Source organism: Paracoccus sp. N5, from assembly GCF_000371965.1.
GTDB lineage: Bacteria > Pseudomonadota > Alphaproteobacteria > Rhodobacterales > Rhodobacteraceae > Paracoccus.
The window spans coordinates 2,575,577-2,594,026 of the sequence record NZ_AQUO01000001.1 but is presented as its reverse complement, the minus strand read 5'-3'; the positions used below and the strand labels follow the sequence as shown (position 1 = coordinate 2,594,026).

At 68.4% G+C, this 18,450-nt stretch carries 19 protein-coding genes; 4 read left to right on the top strand and 15 right to left on the bottom strand.

The window, feature by feature from the left end; all coding sequences use genetic code 11:
• Window positions 1-67: 67 nt before the first annotated feature.
• From PARN5_RS0113100 to PARN5_RS0113090, 3 genes are all read right to left on the bottom strand, one after another.
• Complete coding sequence (locus PARN5_RS0113100; RefSeq protein WP_018000228.1) at window positions 68-529, bottom strand: YaiI/YqxD family protein; 462 nt, start codon at window positions 527-529, stop codon at window positions 68-70.
• A gap of 61 nt (window positions 530-590) precedes the next feature.
• A complete protein-coding gene (locus PARN5_RS0113095) occupies window positions 591-1,187 on the bottom strand; it encodes a peptidylprolyl isomerase (RefSeq protein ID WP_018000227.1) in 597 nt (198 codons plus the stop codon).
• A complete protein-coding gene (locus PARN5_RS0113090; protein ID WP_018000226.1) occupies window positions 1,177-1,686 on the bottom strand; it encodes a peptidylprolyl isomerase in 510 nt (169 codons plus the stop codon). The genes PARN5_RS0113095 and PARN5_RS0113090 overlap by 11 nt, the downstream gene beginning before the upstream one ends.
• A 159-nt stretch (window positions 1,687-1,845) precedes the next feature.
• Between PARN5_RS0113090 and PARN5_RS0113085 the strand changes: the two genes are divergently transcribed.
• Window positions 1,846-3,042 (top strand): phosphoglycerate kinase, encoded by a 1,197-nt coding sequence (locus PARN5_RS0113085; RefSeq protein WP_018000225.1) that lies wholly within the window; start codon window positions 1,846-1,848, stop codon window positions 3,040-3,042.
• Between the two features lie 34 nt (window positions 3,043-3,076).
• Here the strand turns inward: PARN5_RS0113085 and PARN5_RS0113080 are convergent, their stop codons facing one another.
• Together PARN5_RS0113080 and PARN5_RS0113075 are read right to left on the bottom strand one after the other, a co-directional pair.
• Entirely contained in the window at window positions 3,077-3,313 is a 237-nt protein-coding gene (locus tag PARN5_RS0113080) for a hypothetical protein (protein ID WP_018000224.1), read from the bottom strand.
• 91 nt (window positions 3,314-3,404) lie between these two features.
• Window positions 3,405-3,611, bottom strand: coding sequence for a hypothetical protein (locus PARN5_RS0113075; RefSeq protein ID WP_018000223.1), 207 nt, complete (start codon window positions 3,609-3,611; stop codon window positions 3,405-3,407).
• A gap of 127 nt (window positions 3,612-3,738) precedes the next feature.
• Here PARN5_RS0113075 and PARN5_RS0113070 point away from each other — a divergent pair, with 127 nt between their 5' ends.
• Both PARN5_RS0113070 and ftsY read left to right on the top strand, forming a co-directional pair.
• Entirely contained in the window at window positions 3,739-4,668 is a 930-nt protein-coding gene (locus tag PARN5_RS0113070) for a class I fructose-bisphosphate aldolase (RefSeq protein WP_026155411.1), read from the top strand.
• A gap of 129 nt (window positions 4,669-4,797) precedes the next feature.
• Window positions 4,798-5,856, top strand: a complete 1,059-nt coding sequence (gene ftsY, locus PARN5_RS0113065; RefSeq protein ID WP_018000221.1) for a signal recognition particle-docking protein FtsY — start codon at window positions 4,798-4,800, stop codon at window positions 5,854-5,856.
• A gap of 50 nt (window positions 5,857-5,906) precedes the next feature.
• Here ftsY and PARN5_RS22130 read toward each other — a convergent pair whose 3' ends face one another.
• The 4 genes from PARN5_RS22130 to hisS are packed head-to-tail and all read right to left on the bottom strand — an operon-like array spanning window position 5,907 to window position 9,602.
• Complete coding sequence (locus PARN5_RS22130) at window positions 5,907-6,275, bottom strand: hypothetical protein (protein WP_018000220.1); 369 nt, start codon at window positions 6,273-6,275, stop codon at window positions 5,907-5,909.
• Window positions 6,276-6,328: 53 nt separating this feature from the next.
• Window positions 6,329-7,006: an ATP phosphoribosyltransferase gene (gene hisG, locus PARN5_RS0113055; RefSeq protein ID WP_018000219.1), complete on the bottom strand. Its 678-nt coding sequence runs from the start codon at window positions 7,004-7,006 to the stop codon at window positions 6,329-6,331.
• Window positions 7,003-8,070 carry an ATP phosphoribosyltransferase regulatory subunit gene (locus PARN5_RS0113050; protein WP_018000218.1) on the bottom strand — a complete coding sequence of 356 codons (1,068 nt, stop codon included), beginning with the start codon at window positions 8,068-8,070 and terminating at the stop codon, window positions 7,003-7,005. The genes hisG and PARN5_RS0113050 overlap by 4 nt, the downstream gene beginning before the upstream one ends.
• On the bottom strand, window positions 8,067-9,602 hold the full coding sequence (gene hisS, locus PARN5_RS0113045) for a histidine--tRNA ligase (RefSeq protein WP_018000217.1): 1,536 nt from the start codon (window positions 9,600-9,602) through the stop codon (window positions 8,067-8,069). Before hisS ends, PARN5_RS0113050 begins: the two co-directional genes overlap by 4 nt.
• 48 nt (window positions 9,603-9,650) lie before the next feature.
• On the opposite strand from hisS, the gene PARN5_RS0113040 reads away from it, so the two are divergent.
• Complete coding sequence (locus tag PARN5_RS0113040) at window positions 9,651-9,860, top strand: SlyX family protein (RefSeq protein WP_018000216.1); 210 nt, start codon at window positions 9,651-9,653, stop codon at window positions 9,858-9,860.
• 112 nt (window positions 9,861-9,972) lie between these two features.
• On the opposite strand, the gene PARN5_RS0113035 is transcribed toward PARN5_RS0113040, so the two are convergent.
• The 6 genes from PARN5_RS0113035 to PARN5_RS0113010 form a co-directional block, all read right to left on the bottom strand.
• Entirely contained in the window at window positions 9,973-10,467 is a 495-nt protein-coding gene (locus tag PARN5_RS0113035; protein WP_018000215.1) for a DUF4177 domain-containing protein, read from the bottom strand.
• A gap of 487 nt (window positions 10,468-10,954) precedes the next feature.
• Window positions 10,955-12,028, bottom strand: coding sequence for a patatin-like phospholipase family protein (locus PARN5_RS0113030; RefSeq protein WP_026155410.1), 1,074 nt, complete (start codon window positions 12,026-12,028; stop codon window positions 10,955-10,957).
• Window positions 12,029-12,159: 131 nt separating this feature from the next.
• The gene (gene prfB, locus PARN5_RS0113025) at window positions 12,160-13,287 is read right to left on the bottom strand and encodes a peptide chain release factor 2 (protein WP_018000213.1); all 1,128 of its coding nucleotides are present in this window, start codon (window positions 13,285-13,287) and stop codon (window positions 12,160-12,162) included.
• 139 nt (window positions 13,288-13,426) lie between these two features.
• Window positions 13,427-15,964, bottom strand: a complete 2,538-nt coding sequence (locus PARN5_RS0113020; RefSeq protein ID WP_018000212.1) for a PBP1A family penicillin-binding protein — start codon at window positions 15,962-15,964, stop codon at window positions 13,427-13,429.
• Between the two features lie 71 nt (window positions 15,965-16,035).
• Entirely contained in the window at window positions 16,036-17,265 is a 1,230-nt protein-coding gene (locus PARN5_RS0113015) for an N-acetylmuramoyl-L-alanine amidase (protein WP_018000211.1), read from the bottom strand.
• Window positions 17,262-18,410: an aminotransferase class I/II-fold pyridoxal phosphate-dependent enzyme gene (locus tag PARN5_RS0113010; protein WP_018000210.1), complete on the bottom strand. Its 1,149-nt coding sequence runs from the start codon at window positions 18,408-18,410 to the stop codon at window positions 17,262-17,264. Before PARN5_RS0113010 ends, PARN5_RS0113015 begins: the two co-directional genes overlap by 4 nt.
• Window positions 18,411-18,450 lie beyond the last annotated feature (40 nt).

Sequence of the window (18,450 nt, the reverse complement as noted above, 5' to 3'; positions counted from 1 at the left end):
GCCCATATGTCGTTGATGGCAACAGGATTCCGTGCCGCGCGACCACGCCGGCCGCGGCCGGGTCGCCCTAGCGCGGCTGCACTCGCAGCGCCGCGGCCATCACCCGGTCCAGCGATTGCAGGAAACGCGCCCGCTCGGCCTTGCCGAAGCCGCCGCCCCGGCCCTGCATGAACGGGTCCGAGGCGCGCAGATCCTGCATCAGGTCGCGCGTCGCCAGCCGGCCGCCGATATTGGCCAGCGTCAGCACCTCGCCATCGGGCTGGACCACCTGCGCCCCGGCCTTGAGGCAGCGGTCGGCCAGCGGAATGTCCGAGGTCACCACCACGTCGCCCGGCCCGCAGGCGCCCGCGATCCACTTGTCGGCCTCGTCCGGGCCGTCGGGGACGATCTGCAAACGCACGAAAGGGTTCGCCGAGGGTCGCAGCCCGCCGTTGCAGACCAGCACCATCGGCAGCCGCAGCCTTGTCGCGACGCGCTCGGCCTCGGCTTTCACCGGGCAGGCGTCGGCGTCGATGTAAAGCGTGGTCATCGGTCCTCCTGCGATGAAAAAGCCCCGCGTGGGCGGGGCTTTCCGGGTCGGGTCGGCCAGATCACTCCTGAACCGTGACCTTGACCATGTAATCGGGCTCGATCACCGCGCCATTGGCAGCGGGATCGCCCTTCTTGATGGCGTTCAGCACGTCCCAGCCATCGACCAGCTGGCCCACGACCGTATACTGGTTGTCCAGGAACTCGGCCGGGGCCAGGTCGATGAAGAACTGGCTGTTGGCGCTGTTGAGATCCTGCGAGCGCGCCATGCCCACGGTGCCGGCCTGGAAGCTGACATCGTTGAACTCGGCCGGCAGGTCCGGCAGGCTGGATCCACCCATGCCGGCGCGCGCGGTATCGCCGCCGTGCTTGCCGAATTCCACGTCGCCGGTCTGCGCCATGAAACCGTCGATCACGCGATGGAACACCACCCCGTCATAGGCGCCGGATTTCGCCAGGCCGACCAGACGCTCGACATGCTTCGGCGCCTTGTCGTTGTAGAGATCCAGCACGATCTGGCCCTTGGCCGCGCCCTTGGCGTCGGCGACCTCGATCACCAGGTTCGGACCCGGCCCGTCGGTCACGCCCGGCAGGCCCGCCGCATGCGCCGAGGCCGCGCCGAAGACCAGCGCCGCCGGGATCAGCAGCTTATTCCACATCGGCCGCCACCTTCACCGAGATCATCCGGTCGGGATTCGCCGGCGGCTCGCCGCGGGCGATCTTGTCGACATGCTCCATGCCCTCGATGACGCGGCCATAGACGGTATACTGGCCGTTCAGGAAATGGTTGTCCTTGAAGTTGATGAAGAACTGGCTGTTGGCCGAGTTCGGGTTCATCGAGCGCGCCGCGCCCAGCGTGCCGCGGTCATGCGGCAGGCGCGAGAATTCGGCCGGCAGGTCCGGCAGGTCCGATCCGCCCGTGCCGGCGCGGCCCGGGTTGTAGTTGTTTTCCATGTTGGCGTGTTCCACGTCGCCGGTCTGGGCCATGAAGCCCTCGATCACGCGGTGGAAGGCCACGTTGTCATATTTCCCGGCCCGGGCCAGTTCCTTCATGCGCTCGGCATGCTTGGGCGCAACGTCGGGCAGCAGCTCGATCACCACCGGGCCATCCTTCAGCGCGATGATGATCGTGTTCTCGGGATCCTTGATCTCGGCCATGGGGGTCTCCTCTTCTCAGGCTCGGGTGCAGCCTTACGCATTTCGTCCCGGTCGCACAACGCCGCCCGCTCGTCCGGGTTCGCCCTGCCGGTTGACGAATATGTCATTGTGCGGGAAAACCGCGCACGGCTGCGTCAGCCCGGCAGGAAAGGAAACGAGATGGCGGATTTCAACACGATCGACGATCTGGATCTGAACGGCAAGGTTGTGCTCGTCCGCGTGGACGTGAACGTCCCGGTCGAGAACGGCCAGGTCACCGACGCGACCCGGATCGAGAAGATCGTGCCGACCGTCAAGGACATCCAGGCCAAGGGCGGTATCCCGGTGCTGCTGGCGCATTTCGACCGTCCCAAGGGCAAGCGCGTGGATTCGATGAGCCTGAAGGTCGTGCTTCCGGCGCTGGAGGCGGCGCTTGGCCAGCCGGTGACATTCGCCGAGGAAGCCATCGGCGGCCCGGCCAAGCGCGTGGTGGCCGACCTGAAGCCGGGCGATGTGGCGCTGCTGGAAAACACCCGCTTCTATCCCGGCGAAGAGGAAAACGATCCGACCTTTGCCGCCTCGCTGGCGGCGCTGGGGCAGGCCTATGTGAACGACGCCTTCTCTGCCGCGCATCGGGCCCATGCCTCGACCGAGGGGTTGGCACGGCTGCTGCCCGCCGCCGCCGGCCGGCTGATGGAGGCGGAGCTGAAGGCGCTGGACGCCGCATTGGGCAATCCGCAGCGCCCGGTGGTGGCGGTGGTCGGCGGCGCCAAGGTCTCGACCAAGCTCGACCTGCTCGGCAACCTGATCGAGAAGGTCGACCATCTGGTGATCGGCGGCGGCATGGCCAATACCTTCCTGGTCGCCCAAGGCATCGAGGTCGGCAAGTCGCTGGCCGAGCGCGACATGGCCGACACCGCGCGCGAGATCCTGGCCAAGGCGCAAAGCGGCGGCTGCACCATCCACCTACCGGTCGATGTCGTCGTGGCCCGCGAGTTCAAGGCCGGCGCGGAGAGCGAAACCGTGGCCGCCGGCGCCTGCCCGGCCGATGCGATGATCCTCGACGCCGGGCCGCAGACGGTCGAGGCGATCCGCGCCGTCTTCGAGGCCTCGCGCACGCTGATCTGGAACGGCCCGCTCGGCGCCTTCGAGATTGCCCCCTTCGACGCCGCGACCAATGCCGCCGCGGCCGAGGCGGCCCGGCTGACGCGCGAGGGCAAGCTGATCTCGGTCGCCGGCGGCGGCGACACGGTGGCGGCGCTGAACAAGGCCGGGGTCGCGGGGGATTTCACCTTCATCTCGACCGCCGGCGGAGCCTTCCTGGAATGGATGGAAGGCAAGGAACTGCCCGGCGTCGCGGCGCTGCAAAAGCACTGACGCCATGATCGGGGGGCCGGAGCGGCCCCCTTTTTCAGTTCTGCGCAGGCGCGGCCGGCGCCTCGGTCGGTTGTGCGGGTGCCGGGGTTGCGGTGCCCTCGGCCGTCGCCGGCGTTTCCGATTCGATGCGCGAGACGTCGTTCGTCTCCTTGGGCTCGGCGCCGAGGAACAGGAAGGCCGCCAGCGCAGCAATCGCCAGCGCGACCGCAATGGCGATGATCGCCGCCGGGTGACGGCGGGCGGCTTTCTCGGGTTCGGTATTGTGTGACATGACAATCTCCTCTTCGGCAAAACCCGGCAAGGGAAGCCGCGGTTCCCGTCAAGGTTGCCGGGCGGATGGCACCCCGCCCGGCAGGCTGGCCTTAACCAGAGGCCGGCGCGGGGGCCTGCGGGGCCGGCGCCGTGACGGCCGGCGGCAGGTTGCGCTCGATGTCGCGGCCGCTGGTATCCATGAACAGGATATACAGGAAGGCGCAGATGGAAATCACGAACGCCAGGCCAAGCACCAGGAAGAAGGGCCGGTTCTGACGGATCTGTTCGGGAATGCCTGCGGGGTCTTCGTTCGCCATGGGAATGTCCTCCCGATTACGACCGGACATAACGCGCGGGCGGACGGGAAGTTCCCGTTAGCGCAACCCTGATTGCCCTTGGCGGCGGGTCTGCTAAGCAGCCGCCATTCTCGACATGGAGTTCCCGATGCAGATGACCGATACCGTCCGCAAGATCCTCGCCAATTACGAGGGCGAAGCGCCTGGTGTGAAGGCCCAGCTGGCCCGCATGCTGATGACCGGCAAGCTGGCCGGCACCGGCAAGATGATCATCCTGCCGGTGGACCAGGGCTTCGAGCACGGCCCGGCGCGCAGCTTCGCCCCGAACCCGGCCGGCTATGACCCGCATTACCACTACCAGCTGGCGATCGACGCCGGGCTGAATGCCTACGCCGCGCCGCTGGGCATGATCGAGGCGGGCGCCGACACCTTTGCCGGCCAGATCCCGACCATCCTGAAAGTGAACTCGGCCAATTCGCTGATGTCGGACACCGCCGGCAAGAACCAGGCGATCACGGCTTCGGTCGACGATGCGCTGCGGCTGGGCTGCTCGGCCATCGGCTTCACCATCTATCCGGGCAGCGACATGGCGCTCGACATGGTCGAAGAGATCGTCGAGATGCGCAAGGAAGCCGCCGCCAAGGGCGTCGCGACCGTGATCTGGTCCTATCCGCGCGGCGAGGCGATCACCAAGGACGGCGAGACCGCCATCGACATCGCCGCCTATGCCGCCCAGATCGCGGCGCTGATCGGCGCGCATATCATCAAGATCAAGCTGTCCACCGACCACCTGATGCTGCCGGAAGCGAAGAAGGTCTACGAGGACAAGGGGATCGACGTCTCGACCCAGGCCAAGCGCGTCGCGCATTGCATGCAGGCCTCGTTCAACGGCCGCCGCATCGTGGTGTTCTCGGGCGGCGCGGCCAAGGGTTCGGACGCGGTCTTTGACGACGCCCGCGCCATCCGCGACGGCGGCGGCAACGGCTCGATCATCGGCCGCAACAGCTTCCAGCGCTCGCGCGAGGATGCGCTGGAGATGCTGCAGAAGCTGGTCGACATCTATCTGGGCAAGGCCTGAGCGTCCGCGGGGGCGCTGCCCCCGCACCCCCGGGATATTTCGACAAGAAAGAAGGGCGCTTCGCAGGCGCCCTTTTCCTTTGGCCGCGGAACGCCTAGTCTCTTGCGCCACAGGCAGAAGGATGGGTGCATGGCGTTTTTCTCGAAACTGCGCGAGCGGCTGACGCGGTCCTCGTCGAAGATCGGCGCGGGGCTGGATGACATCGTGTCGGAAGGCGCAGGTCCGCAAGGCGCGGCGCCGGTGCCTGCGCCGCCGGTTGCCGCACCCGTTCCCGTCCCGGAGGCCCCGCCGCCCGAAACGCCTGCCAAGCCCGGGCTTCTGGGCCGCCTCTTCGGCCAGGCCGCCCCGGCCGAGCCGCGGCGCGAGCTCGACGACGAGATGCTGGAGCAGCTGGAAGAGATGCTGATCCAGGCCGACATGGGCGTCGAGACCGCGTTGCGCGTCACCGCCAATATTGCCGAGGGCCGCATGGGCCGCCGCATCTCGGCCACCGAGCTGAAGGAACTGCTGGCCGCCGAAATCGCCCGGATCATGACCCCGGTGGCGAAGCCCCTGCCGATCTATCCCAAACGGCCGCAGGTGGTGCTGGTGGTGGGCGTGAACGGCTCGGGCAAGACCACGACCATCGGCAAGCTGGCGAGCCAGTTCAAGACGGCGGGCAAGAACGTCGTCATCGCCGCCGGCGACACCTTCCGCGCCGCTGCCGTCGAGCAGTTGCAGGTCTGGGGAAGCCGCGCCGGCGTGCCGGTGATGACCGCGCCCGAGGGCTCGGACCCCGCCAGCCTTGCCTTCGACGCCATGACCCGGGCCGAGGCCGAGGGCGCCGACCTTCTGATGATCGACACCGCCGGCCGGTTGCAGAACCGCCAGGACCTGATGGAGGAACTGGCCAAGATCGTCCGCGTCATCCGCAAGAAGGACCCTTCGGCGCCGCACAACACCCTGCTGGTGCTGGACGCCACCACCGGCCAGAACGCGCTGAGCCAGGTCGAGACCTTCCAGAAGCTCGCCGATGTCTCGGGCCTCGTCATGACCAAGCTCGACGGCACCGCGCGCGGCGGCGTCCTGGTGGCGCTGGCCGACCGTTTCGGCTTGCCGATTCATGCCATCGGCGTGGGCGAACAGATCGACGATCTCGACGCCTTCGACGCCCGCGACTTCGCCCGGGCGCTGGTCGGGCTCGACTGAGGCTTTCTCTGTTTTTCAAATACCCCTGCGACCGGGCAGACCAAGCGGCGTCAGGGCTTGACCAGATGCGTATCCGTCTTGGTTGTTTCCTCGGGCACGACATTGCCGCCGCTGGTGGCGGCCGGCATCGACACATCCTTGGGCTGCTCGAAGGCGGCGGTCAGTTCGGCCGTCTTGGCCTTCTTGTCGTAGATGCAGACATAACGGTCGGCGCCGCCATCGGCCAGCGTGGTGATGAGCAAGGCCGCGCCATAGCTTTCAGACCCGAAGGGGTTGATCTCGATCGCCGTTTCGCCCTCGGCCGGCGCCAGCGCCGTGCAGGCCTTTTCCACCTCGGCGCGGAACTGCGCCCAGGCTTCGTCGCTGGAGGCCAGGGCGGGGGTGGCGGCAAGGGCGATCAGCAGGACGGGCAGGCGCATCGGTTTCCTCCGGTTGGTTGCCAAGAGGAACGCCCCTGCCCCGCCCGCGGTTGCTAGAGCCCCAGCCGGGCGGCGAATTCCCGCACCTCGGCCTCGTCCCCGGCCGCGATCGAGCGCAGCAGCGTCGCCTGCGAACGCAGGATCGGCTCGCCCTCGATGATCTTCAGGTGGTTGGCGCGCAGCGTCTCGCCCGACGAGGTGATGTCGGCGATGGCCTCGGCGGTCAGGTTGGCCACTGTGCCTTCGGTCGCGCCCTGGCTGTCGACCAGCTGGTAATCGGCGACCTCCTCGGCCGAAAGCCAGGCCCGCACCAGCCGGTGGTATTTCGTGGCGATGCGCAGGCGGAAGCCATGTTCGGCGCGAAAGTCGCGGGCGATGGTGGCGAAATCGTCCAGCGTCTCGCAATCGCGCCAGCAGGCCGGCACGGCCAGGATCAGGTCGGCATGGCCGAAGCCCATCGGCGCCAGCTCCTCGACATGGCTGCGCCAGCCAGCCAGCTTCTCGCGGATCAGGTCGGTGCCGGTCACGCCCAGATGGATGCGGCCAGCCTGCAGCTCGCGCGGGATCTCGCCGGCCGACAACAGCACCAGCGCCACGTTTTCCGCGCCCTCGACCCGGCCGGCATATTCGCGGTCCGAGCCGGCGCGCGACAGGGTCACGCCGCGGGCGGCGAACCAGTCGAAGGTCTGCTCCATCAGCCGCCCCTTGGACGGCACCCCCAGCCGGATCATGCCAGCCCCCCCAGTTCATAAACCAGCCCGGGGCGGATGATGCCGCCCACCGCCGGGATCGAGCGGCCCTGCGCCTGGCCCAGCACCGCGGCCAGGGCATCATAGCGCCCGCCGGTGGCGACCGGCGGCCAGTCCGCCCGGCCCGGGGCGGTGAAGCTGAAGGTCATGCCGTCGTAATATTCCATCGTGTGCCGGCCGTGGCTGGCGTCGAATCGGATCGCCGCCACGTCGATGCCGCGTGCCGCGAGCAAGCCGAGGTTGCGCTCCAGCCGGTCCACCGCCGGCGCGATGTCGGGGATGTCGGCGGCCAGCCCGCGCAGCTCGCGCAGCGCCTCGGGCGCCGGGGCGTCGATGGCGAAAAGCCGCTCGAGCCGCGCGACCCAGAGCGCCGGCAGCGGCGCCTCGGCGGCATCGGCGCGCAGGCGGTCGAGCCGGGCCTGCATCTCTTCCGGGCTGCGCAGCCCGGTCCAGGGCGCCACGCTGTCGGCACAGGGGCGCGGCTCGGACGGCGCGGCGAAGCGTGCCAGCGCCTTGGCAAAGCGGCGCGGCCGCCAGATGTGGTGCAGCAGCGCGGCGCGGCGCGCGCCCGACAGCGGCAGCGCGCGCACCGCATCCATCAGCAGGTCCATGTCGCCCATGCTGGCCCGCAGGCCCAGCGGCATCAGCACGCTGTGGAACAGCGCAAAGACCTCGGCATCGGCATCCGGGTCGCGGGCAAAAAGCTCGAAACCGGCTTGCAGGTATTCGTTGTCGCGCGGATGCTCGGGCCGGGTCTCGCCATGGTCCTGCTTGCGGAACACCTCGCCCAGGTAGCAATAGCGGGCGGGCTCGGCGCCGTTCTGCATGTGCATCTGCACCACGGGCACGGTGAAGTCCGGCCGCAGCATCATCTCGCCCCGGATCGGGTCCTGGGTGACATAGGCGCGGGCACGGATGTCCTCGCCGTAAAGGTCCAGCAGCGTCTCGGCCGGCAGCAGCAGGTCGGGCGCGACCTCCTGCGCGCCGGCGGCGCGGAAGGCGGCGAGGATCTGCTGGCCGATGGCCTGTTTCTCGCGCTTGCTCATTTTCTATCCAGCGACTTGGCTCGCTCTTGTTTGCGCCACCCGATTGTCCGCTCAAGCCCTTGAACCGCCTCAACCAACTCGTCGCGAGGCACTTCAATCTGTGTTGGATGGGACTTCCATTCCTCGTGGCTCAAATTGGTATTTGACACAATTGCCCCTAGGTGAAGATCCTTTATCTGGAGCACGCCGCGGTCTGCTTCGTCAGCACCTTGAATAATCGCGATTTCTGAGCCACGCTTGTCGGCATATTTCAGCTGGTTGCCGAAGTTCTTGGGGTTGCCCAGATAGACCTCGGCGCGGATGCCGGCGGCGCGCAGTTCCGCCGCCATGGCCTGGTAATCGGCCATGCGCTCGCGGTCCATGACGGTGACGACGACCGGGCCCGGCTCGGTGCCGCCCATCAGCCCTTTGGCGCGCAGCGCGGCCAGCAGCCGGTCCACGCCGATGGAGACGCCGGTCGCAGGCACCTTCTGGCCGGTGAAGCGTTCGACCAGCCCGTCGTAGCGTCCGCCGCCCGCGACGCTGCCGAACTGGCGCTTGCGGCCCTTGTCGTCGAGGATTTCGAAGGTCAGCTCGGCCTCGAAGACCGGGCCGGTGTAATAGCCCAGGCCGCGCACGATCGAGGGGTCGATCACGGCGCGATCCTCGCCCACGCCCATGGCGGCGAGCATCTGGCTGATCTGCGCAAGCTCCTCGACCCCCTCGGCGCCCACGGCCGAGGCGCCGACGGCGGTGCGCAGGTTGGCCAGCGTCGCGGCATTGTCCGCGCCCTTCGAGGTCAGGAAGGCCAGCACCGGCCCGGCCTGTTCGGGCGAAAGCCCCACGCCCTCGATGAAGGCGCCGGACTCGTCCTTGCGGCCCGAGGTCAGCAGCTGGCGCACGCCCTCCTCGCCGACCTTGTCGAACTTGTCGATGGTGCGCAGCACGTCGTCGGCGGGCTTGCCCTCGGCCACGCCCATGGCTTCCAAGATGCCGTTCAGCACCTTGCGGTTGTTGATGCGGATCAGGTAATCGCCGCGGGCGATGCCAGCATGTTCCAGCGCCGCCGCCAGCATGGCGCAGATCTCGGCATCTGCCGCGACCGAGGCCGAGCCCACGGTATCGGCGTCGCATTGATAGAACTGGCGGAAGCGGCCCGGCCCCGGCTTTTCGTTGCGCCAGACCGGGCCCATGGCATAGCGGCGATAGGGGCTGGGCAGATCGTTTCGGAACTGCGCCGCGACGCGGGCCAAGGGCGCGGTCAGGTCATAGCGCAGCGCCAGCCAGTCGCCGGCGCCGCCACCCGGCACCTCGGCCTCTTGCCAGGCAAAGACGCCCGCATTGGGGCGGTCGACGTCGGGCAGGAACTTGCCCAGCGCCTCGACGGTCTCGACGGCGCTGGTTTCCAGGGGCTCGAAGCCGTGGCGATGATAGATCTCGGCGATGCGGTCCAGCATCTGCTTGCGTTCGGTGACGTCCGCGCCGAAATAGTCACGGAACCCCTTGGGCGTTTCCGCCTTGGGTCGGGGCTGTTTCTTCTGATCTTTCGCCATGGTTTGCCTCGGGCTTTTCCAGGCGCGGGTCTAGCGGATGGAGGATTGATGGACAAGCACGAGCGGGCGGTGCAGCTGGAGGAAGCCGTGGCGCATCTGAGCCGGGTGGTCGACGACCTGTCCGAGGTCGTGGCGCGCCAGGAGCGCGAGATCGCGCGGCTGAGCCGGCGGGTCGGGCTGCTGATGGAGCGCGAGGCGGAACGCGAAGCCGAGGGCGGAACCATTCCCCTGGCCGACCAGCGCCCGCCGCATTGGTGAAGGGGGCTCTGCCTTGGGCCCTGCCGGGCTGTCGGGCGGGCCGGCCGACTAAGGTCCCCCGGACCTTTCCCCGGGCGTCTCGGGGCCCGGGGTATTTGTGAAACGGAAAGGATCAGCGGGTTGCGGGACCGAGGCGCGGACCGGCCGGCGGCGCGGTCAGCGGCGGTTCGGCGGCGCGGGCATGGGCCTGCTGTTGCGGCATGGCGCGCATCGGCTGGCTGAAGGGGGCGCGGACCGGCGCGGGCTGGGCCGTGGACGGTTCCGCCGGGCGAATCGGTGCCGGCTGTTCGGGCGCAGCGGATGGCGCGGCGATCGGAGGCGTGGTCGGGGCCGCAACGGGCTCCTCGAGGGGCAGGCTGCGGGCAGGCTCGGCCCCGAGGACGCGGCGGAACACCAGCAGGTTGTGATAGACGGTGGTGCGGCTGGTGAGGCCCGAGCGTTCCTCGGCCGGCAGCACCTCGGCGCGGACATATTCCCAGCCCTCGCGCGCCATATCGTTCAGCGCGTCGGTCAGCGTCGCGGCGAAGCGTTCGATGCCGGTGCGGGCGCCCTTGGCCTTTTCGCCGCGCGCCGGGGCGGGAATGACGGTGTATTCGTAGCTGCTCATGCTCTCGCCTTTCTTTTGCGCGCAGGTTAGGCGAGATGCGCCCGCAAGGGAAGCGCCGCGCGCTGGCCCGACTTCGGGAAGCCGGCGCAAGGCGCGGCCAGCCGTCAGGCCATGCCCGGGGCGGTGTTTTCGAGCACAAGCGTTTGCCCGCATCCCGGGAACGAACAAGTTCAGCCGCGGGTTTCGGCGCTTATCCACAGGATATCCGCATATTGCCCACAGGCTGTCCACAGGTCGCGCCCGGCGCCAGCGCCAAGGACGCGCGGCTCCCGACATCGCCAACGCGAGGTCGGATTTGCTGATGCAGAACCCTGCGCCACAGGCAATTCTCGCGCAGGCCGATGAACGAAGCCGGCTGAAGGGCGCCACCAGCTTCCACGACAGGCAACGATGGCGCGGAAGGCAGAACGCGCCCGCCTCGCCCTGATCCAGCAGGTGGCGCGGCCAGGAAATGCTGCCGGGCGCATCCCGAACCGTTCCGCCTAAGTCAGCGCCCTGAAACCGCCGCCTGCGTCGGAAACAACTGCGCCAGGTCATAGGAATCGCGGATGCCGATATTGTCGGCATTCTGCGCCAGGAACGCCTCGGCCGCGACGACGCCGGCATCATGCAGCCGCTCCAGCAGGCCCGGCGCCGGCACCAGCTTGGTCGCGGCGGTCAGCGAGTTCATCAACGCATCATCCATGATCGCATGCAGCAGCACGTTCTTCATCGGCCGCCCGGTCAGCCGGCCCTCGGCATGCAGCTTCTTGACGAAGTTGATCGCGCGCAACTCGGCCAGCAGCGCGGCGTTGAAGCTGATCTCGTTCACCCGATCCTGGATCGCGGCCGGCGAGCGCGGCAGCACCTCGCGCAGCATCGGGTTGATGTTGACCACGACGATGTCGCGCGGCAGGTCGGCGCGATACAGCGGGAACAGCGCCGGATTGGCGGAATAGCCGCCGTCCCAATAGGCCTCGCGCCGCCCGGTCAGCGGGTCGTCGATCTCGACCGCGCGAAAGATCTCGGGCAGGCAGGCCGAGGCCAGCACCGTGTCCACCGTCACCTCGGCGCCGCCAAAGACCCGCACCAGCCCGGTGCGCACATTGGTCGCGGTGACGAAGAAGGCCGGCCCCTCCTCGCGGCCCAGGCGCGGATGCGGCATCTCGCGCAGGATGGCGGCCAGCGGGTTGGAATAGAACGGCCCGCTGTCATAGGGGCTGAAAATCCGGGTCAGCGAGCCGAGCCAAGCCACCGGCGAAAGCAACTCGGTCAGCCGCTGCCAGCCCCGGGGCGAGGGAAACATCGAATGCAGCCAGCGCACCATGGCATTGTCGCTGACCTGCCCGACCTGCGACCAGATATAGGCCAGGTTCTGCCGCGCCGCCTCGCGCCCGCGCCGGCCGGGCCCGCAGGACAGGCCCGCCGCCAGCGCCGCGCCATTCAGCGCCCCGGCCGAGGTGCCGCTGATGCCGCGGATCTCGATCTCGGGCTCGTCGAGCAGCCGGTCCAGCACGCCCCAGGCAAAGGCGCCATGTGCGCCGCCGCCCTGCAGGGCCAGGTTGATGTGCTTGACCGCCATGTCGCCTCCGGGCATTCAGCCGTATTTCGCATCCGCAGCATACCATGCCGCAGTGCAGCATGAAACCGGCCGATACCGGCTTTCTCTGTTGTGCAAATACCCCTGCGACCGGGCCACAGGCACGGCCGGGCTCAGTCCTCGGCCTGCGCCTCGGCCCGGCTCTTGCCGGCCACGTCCAGCGCCAGCGTGGCGGCCATGAAGGCGTCGAGGTCGCCGTCCAGCACGCCCTGCGTGTCCGAAGTCTCATGCGAAGTGCGCAGGTCCTTCACCATCTGGTAGGGATGCAGCACGTAGGAGCGGATCTGGTTGCCCCAGCCGGCATCGCCCTTGGCCTCGTGCTGGGCGTTGATGGCCGCGTTGCGCTTGTCGAGCTCCAGCTGATAGAGCCGCGCCTTCAGCGCCGCCATGGCATTGGCGCGGTTCTGGTGCTGGGATTTCTCGGAACTGGTCACCACGATCCCGGTCGGCAGGTGGGTGATGCGCACCGCCGAGTCGGTGGTGTTGACGTGCTGCCCGCCCGCCCCGGACGAGCGATAGGTGTCGATGCGGATGTCCTTGTCGGGAATGTCGATCTCGATATTGTCATCGACCACCGGATAGACCCAGACCGAGCTGAAGGAGGTATGCCGCCGCGCCGCCGAATCATAGGGCGAGATGCGCACCAGCCGGTGCACCCCCGATTCCGATTTCAGCCAGCCATAGGCATTCGGCCCCGAGATCTTGTAGGCGGCCGAGCGGATGCCGGCCTCGTCGCCGCCGGTCTCGCTGAGCAACTCGACGTTATAGCCCTTCTTCTCGGCCCAGCGGACATACATCCGCGCCAGCATCGAGGCCCAGTCGCAGCTTTCGGTGCCGCCAGCACCCGCATTGACCTCGAGGAAGGTGTCGTTACCGTCAGCCTCGCCGTTCAGAAGCGCCTCGAGTTCCTTCTGCGCCGCAAGCTCGGCCAGCGCCTTCAGCGCGGCCTCGGCATCGGCGACGATCTCGGCGTCATCCTCGGCTTCGCCCAGCTCGATCAGCTCGGCATTGTCCTTGAGCTCGGTCTCGATGCGGCGATAGGTTTCCACCGCATCCGAAAGCATCTGGCGGTCGCGCATCAGCTTTTGCGCGCGGGCCGGGTCGGACCAGATGTCGCCGGCCTCGATCATCGCATTGAGTTCCTCGAGCCGGTGCGGCGCGGTTTCCCAATCCATGCGCTGCGCCAGAAGCTTCAGCGACTTGCGGATCGCATCGATGGTGGCTTGGGTTTCGGCGCGCATGGGTCGGTCTCTTTCAGGTCGGAACCGCAGACAGATAGCGCGGGCGCGCGTCGCGGGCAAGGGATGCGCGCGGGGCAAGGCCGCTGCCGGGGGCCGTCAGCCCCCGGACCCCCGAGGGTATTTTTCAACGGTGAAAGGCCTAGTACAGGCCGCCCGAGGAGAGGGTGCCGAAATCGGCCTTTTTCGGGATCACCTTCTTCTTGCCGGTCGAGGTGGTCACCGCCTGGCCGCCGTCGCGGGCCGAGGTGAACAGCGGCAGCGTCGCCGGGTCGGCGCGGCCGAAGCCGCCGTCGACCAGGCCGAGGCCGCTCAGATCCTGGCCGTCGCGGAAATATTCGGCGATGACATTGTCGCCCTTGGCATCGGGGCCGAGGATGGCGCCGCTGAAGCGGTCGATGTTGACGAAATGTCCGCCCGGGGGAACGGCGAAGTCGGTGCCGCCGAATTCCTTGACCGCTTCCTGCATGAATTCGTTGAACACCGGGACGCAGAGCGTGCCGCCGAAGGCGTTCGAGCCCAGCGTGCGCGGCTGGTCATAGCCCAGGTAGCAGCCGGCGACGAGATTCGAGGTGAAGCCGATGAACCAGACGTCCTTGGCGTCGTTGGTGGTGCCGGTCTTGCCGGCGACGGGCACCGGCAGGCTGACGCCACGGCCCGACCCGCGCTTGACCACGCCCTCCATCATCGAGGTCAGCTGGTAGGCGGTGATCGCATCCATCACCCGCTCGCGGTTCGAGACGATCTGCGGCGCGGCCCCGGCCGGCAGCGTCGCCTGGCCGCAGGTCACGCAGTCGCGGCGGTCGTGGCGATAGATGGTGCGGCCGCGGCGGTCCTGCACGCGGTCGACCAGCGTCGGTTCCACCCGCTCGCCACCATTGGCAAACATGGCATAGGCGGCGACCATCTTGAACAGCGTCGTCTCCTGTGCGCCGAGACTGTTGGCCAGGAAATGGCCCAAGTGGTCGTAGACGCCGAATTTCTCGGCATATTTCGCCACCGTATCCATGCCGATGTCCTGGGCGATGCGGATGGTCATCAGGTTGCGGGACTGCTCGATCCCGGTGCGCATCGGCGTCGGGCCGTAGAACTTGCCCGAGGCGTTCTTGGGCGTCCACAGGCCCTGCGGCGTGTTCACGGTGATCGGCTCGTCCACGATGATCGTCGCCGGGGTAAAGCCCGAATCCAGCGCGGCCGCATAGACGAAGGGCTTGAAGCTGGAGCCCGGCTGGCGCTGCGCCTGGGTCGCGCGGTTGAAGACCGAGCTTTGGTAGCTGAAGCCGCCCTGCATCGAGATCACCCGGCCGGTATTCACGTCCATGGCCATGAAGCCGCCCTCGATCTCGGGCACTTGGCGCAGGGTCCAGCGGATGAAGCTGCCGTCGCTGTCCGAGGTCATCTGCCGGACCAGCACCACGTCGCCGATCTCGAGCAGGTCCGAGGCCACGCGCGCCTTGGGGCCGAGCTTGCCGTCCGAAAGTCGCTTTCGCGCCCATTGCACGTCCTTGGCGGGGATGGTCTGGGTTGCCTCGTGATCCTCGATGCCTATGGTCGCGTCGGTCTCGCCGAGCGCCAGCACCACGGCCGGGAACCAGCCCTCGATGTCGCGCGGCACGCGGGTCTCGGCGAGCGCGGCGCGCCAGTCGGCCTCGGTGGCGAGTTGTTCGGCCGGGATGGTCACGCGGGTGCCGCGCCAGATGCCGCGGCCGCGGTCGTATTGCTCCAGCGCCTTTTGCAGCGCCCGGGCCGCGACCTTTTGCAGCCGGGGATCGACGGTGGCGCGAATGGCGAGGCCGCCGCCGAAGAATTCCTCTTCGCCGAACTGCGCCGAGAGCTGGCGGCGGATCTCGTCGGTGAAATAGTCGCGCGGCGGCAATTGCTGCTGGAAGGCCGGGAAATCGCCGTTCTGCACCGAGCGCAGCGGCAGTTTCGATTCCGCCTCATAGGTCGCCTGGTCGATATAGCCGTTCTGCCACATCTCGCGCAGGACGTAATTGCGCCGTTCGGTGACCCGCTCCTTGGCACGGACCGGGTGATAGCGGCCGGGCGCCTGCGGCATGGCAGCCAGCGTCGCCGCCTCATGCGGGGCCAACTCGGTCAGCGGCTTGTTGAAATAGGTCTGCGCCGCCGCGGCGACGCCGAAGCTGTTCTGGCCGAGGAAGATCTCGTTCAGATACAGTTCCAGGATCTGGTCCTTCGACAGCGTCGATTCCAGCCGCGTGGCCAGAATCAGCTCCTTGATCTTGCGTTCGACGCTGCGGTCGCTGGACAGTAGGAAGTTCTTCATCACCTGCTGGGTGATGGTCGAGGCGCCGCGCACGTTCTGGCCGCGCGACTTCACCGCCTCGACCATGGCGCCGATCATGCCGCGCGGGTCGAAGCCGTGGTGGTGGTAGAAGTTCTTGTCCTCGGCGCTGACGAAGGCCTCGCGCACCAGGGGCGGGATCTCGTCGATGGGGACGAAAATGCGGCGTTCCTCGGCGAATTCGTCGATGATCCGGCCCTCGCCGGAATAGATCCGGCTGATGGTCTTGGGCGCGTATTGCGCGAGCTGCTCGTGGCTGGGCAGGTCGCGCGAATACATCCAGAACACCCCTCCCACGGTCAAGGCGATGAAGAACACGGCCGTCACGAACCAGGAAAAGATCGCGCCGATGAAGGACAGGACGAAACGCAGCAACGGGCAAGGCCTCTCGGGGAAAACAGGGCCTCTATAGACAGCGCCACCGGCCCCGTCAAAGCAACCTTGCGCTACTTGCGGGAAAGCGCCGCCCGCGCCGCGTCGTCGCGCGCCCACAGGCTGGCTGCCTGGGCGATGGCCCCGGCCGTGCGCGCCCGCCATTCCGGGTCGAAGAGGTTCGCCCGGTCGCCGGGGTCGGTCAGGAAGCCGAGCTCGATCAGCACCGAGGGGATGTCGGGCGATTTCAGGACCGAAAACGCCGCGCCGCGCATCGGGCGGCGGTGCATGACGATGCCGGCGCGGTTCAGCTCGGACACGGCGAACTTGGCGAAGGCCTCGGATCGCGGCTGCGTCTCGATGCGGGCCATGTCCATCAGCACGTCGGCAATCTGGTCGTCGGTGCCGGCCAGGTCCAGCCCGGCCAGAAGGTCGGTGCGGTCGTGGCGCATCGCCAGTTCGCGCGTGGCGCGGTCGTCCGCCTGCGGGTTCCAGGTATAGATCGAAAGCCCGGCCGCCTCGCCCGCCGGCAGGGCATCGGCATGAAGCGAGATGAACAGGTCGGCCTGCCCCGCGCGCGCCAGGGTCATGCGCCGCTCCAGCGGCACGAAGCTGTCGTCGCTGCGGGTCGGCACCACCTCGAAACCGGCGCGGGCCAGGATCTCGGACAGCTCGCGGGCAAAGCCCAGCATCACCGCCGCCTCGTAGATGGCGCCGACCTGGGCGCCGGGGTCATGGCCGCCATGGCCAGGGTCGATCGCGATGCGCAGGGGTCGGTCGGCGGCGCGGCGCGGCGGCAGCGGCGCCACGGCCGCCGGCGCCGGCAGATCCCACAGCGCCGAAAGCGCATTGCCGCGGGTGGCGAATTCGTCCTGCGGCACCGGCTCGATGCGCAGCCTGACCAGCGCGCCGCCGGCGCCGCCCTCGGCCGGGCGCTGCACCGCCATGCGCAGCGCATAGGGGCCGGGCAGTTCCATCACCAGCCGCGACCAGCCCGGCCGGAACCGGCCCCAGCGCAGCGCCGGCACCAGGTCGCGCCCCGGCAGCGCCTGGGCGTCGGTGCCGGCAAAGTCGATCTCGCGGAAATCCACCACCAGCCGCGGCGGGCCGTCGAGGAAATAGACCCGATAGGGCACCGGCTGGCTGACCGCCAGTTGCAGTTCGAGCGGCCTCGGCTTGCCGCGGTCACGCCCCTCGGCCAGCAGCGCGGAATGCGCCAGGTCGACCCGCGCCAGCGCCGAGCGGTCCTGCGCCAGCGCGGGCCAGGCGAGGCAGACCAGCAGCAGCGCGACAAGCCACCTCATCGGGCCGCCCGGTAATCGTCCATGAAACCCGCAAGCCGGTCCAGCCCCTCAGCGATGTCGGCGGTCGAACGCGCATAGCTGAAGCGCAGCGTCCGTGCCCCGCGCAGGGGGTCGAAATCCAGCCCGGGCGTCACGGCGACCCCAGCCTTTTCAAGGATCTCGGCCGCGAAGTTCAGGCTGTTGTCCGTCAGTTCCGACACATCGGCATAGATGTAGAAGGCGCCCTCGGGCGGGGCGATGCGGTCGAAGCCGATGCCGGGCAGGCGTTCCAGCATAAGCCGGCGATTTTCCGCGTAGACGGCAAGGTTTGCATCGGCTTCCTCGACGCAATCCAGTGCCGCCAGCGCCGCGACCTGGCTGGCGTGCGGCGGGCAGATGAACATATTCTGGGCGATGCGCTCGACGGTGCGGATCATGGTCTCCGGCACCACCATCCAGCCGACCCGCCAGCCGGTCATGCTGAAATATTTCGAGAAGCTGTTGATGACGAAGACTTCGTCGGTGACCTCCAGCGCCGAATGGAAGCCGGCGCCGTAGTCGAGCCCGTGATAGATCTCGTCCGAGATGACGTTCATGCCCAGTTCGGCGGCCCGCGCGGTCAATGCCGCCAGTTCCTCGCGCCGCAGCACCGTCCCCGAGGGATTGCCGGGCGAGGCCAGGATCAGCCCTCGCGCATCCGGGGGCAGGTCCTGCGGGCGCGGCTGATAGCGATCCTCGGCCCGGGTCTGGATGCCGACGGGCTGCAGCGACATGGCGCGCAGGATCTGGCGATAGCTGGGATAGCCCGGCTCGCCCAGGGCGACGCGGTCGCCGGCATCGAACAGCGCCGAGAAGGCCAGGATGAAGGCGCCCGAGGAGCCGGGCGTGACCACCACCCTGTCCGGGTTCAGGTCGATGCCATACCAGCGCCGGTAAAGCGCGGCGATGCCGCGGCGCAGTTCCGGCAGACCAAGCGCGACGGTATAGCCCAGCGGCTGGTCCAGCGCGGCGGCGAGCGCCCGGCGCGCGCCCTCGGGGGCCGGGGTCGAGGGCTGGCCGACCTCCATGTGGATGATGTGGCGGCCGGCATCCTCGGCCTTGCGGGCCGCCTCCATGACATCCATCACGATGAACGGATCGACCTGCCCGCGCTGCGAATGTCTCATCTCTGCCTCATGGTTTTGGCCGGGTATCGGGCCTCGCGCC

What these genes read in the sequence shown, in the direction of transcription:
- hisG (WP_018000219.1), bottom strand. Translation starts at nt 7,006, where the DNA reads ATGATCCGGCTGGGGGTGCCGTCCAAGGGGCGGCTGATGGAGCAGACC.
- PARN5_RS22130 (WP_018000220.1), bottom strand. Translation starts at nt 6,275, where the DNA reads ATGCGCCTGCCCGTCCTGCTGATCGCCCTTGCCGCCACCCCCGCCCTG.
- prfB (WP_018000213.1), bottom strand. Translation starts at nt 13,287, where the DNA reads ATGCGCGCCGAAACCCAAGCCACCATCGATGCGATCCGCAAGTCGCTG.
- PARN5_RS0113095 (WP_018000227.1), bottom strand. Translation starts at nt 1,187, where the DNA reads ATGTGGAATAAGCTGCTGATCCCGGCGGCGCTGGTCTTCGGCGCGGCC.
- ftsY (WP_018000221.1), top strand. Translation starts at nt 4,798, where the DNA reads ATGGCGTTTTTCTCGAAACTGCGCGAGCGGCTGACGCGGTCCTCGTCG.
- PARN5_RS0113035 (WP_018000215.1), bottom strand. Translation starts at nt 10,467, where the DNA reads ATGAGCAGCTACGAATACACCGTCATTCCCGCCCCGGCGCGCGGCGAA.
- PARN5_RS0113015 (WP_018000211.1), bottom strand. Translation starts at nt 17,265, where the DNA reads ATGAGGTGGCTTGTCGCGCTGCTGCTGGTCTGCCTCGCCTGGCCCGCG.
- PARN5_RS0113100 (WP_018000228.1), bottom strand. Translation starts at nt 529, where the DNA reads ATGACCACGCTTTACATCGACGCCGACGCCTGCCCGGTGAAAGCCGAG.
- PARN5_RS0113070 (WP_026155411.1), top strand. Translation starts at nt 3,739, where the DNA reads ATGCAGATGACCGATACCGTCCGCAAGATCCTCGCCAATTACGAGGGC.
- PARN5_RS0113090 (WP_018000226.1), bottom strand. Translation starts at nt 1,686, where the DNA reads ATGGCCGAGATCAAGGATCCCGAGAACACGATCATCATCGCGCTGAAG.
- PARN5_RS0113080 (WP_018000224.1), bottom strand. Translation starts at nt 3,313, where the DNA reads ATGTCACACAATACCGAACCCGAGAAAGCCGCCCGCCGTCACCCGGCG.
- PARN5_RS0113050 (WP_018000218.1), bottom strand. Translation starts at nt 8,070, where the DNA reads ATGAGCAAGCGCGAGAAACAGGCCATCGGCCAGCAGATCCTCGCCGCC.
- PARN5_RS0113040 (WP_018000216.1), top strand. Translation starts at nt 9,651, where the DNA reads ATGGACAAGCACGAGCGGGCGGTGCAGCTGGAGGAAGCCGTGGCGCAT.
- PARN5_RS0113085 (WP_018000225.1), top strand. Translation starts at nt 1,846, where the DNA reads ATGGCGGATTTCAACACGATCGACGATCTGGATCTGAACGGCAAGGTT.
- PARN5_RS0113010 (WP_018000210.1), bottom strand. Translation starts at nt 18,410, where the DNA reads ATGAGACATTCGCAGCGCGGGCAGGTCGATCCGTTCATCGTGATGGAT.
- PARN5_RS0113030 (WP_026155410.1), bottom strand. Translation starts at nt 12,028, where the DNA reads ATGGCGGTCAAGCACATCAACCTGGCCCTGCAGGGCGGCGGCGCACAT.
- hisS (WP_018000217.1), bottom strand. Translation starts at nt 9,602, where the DNA reads ATGGCGAAAGATCAGAAGAAACAGCCCCGACCCAAGGCGGAAACGCCC.
- PARN5_RS0113075 (WP_018000223.1), bottom strand. Translation starts at nt 3,611, where the DNA reads ATGGCGAACGAAGACCCCGCAGGCATTCCCGAACAGATCCGTCAGAAC.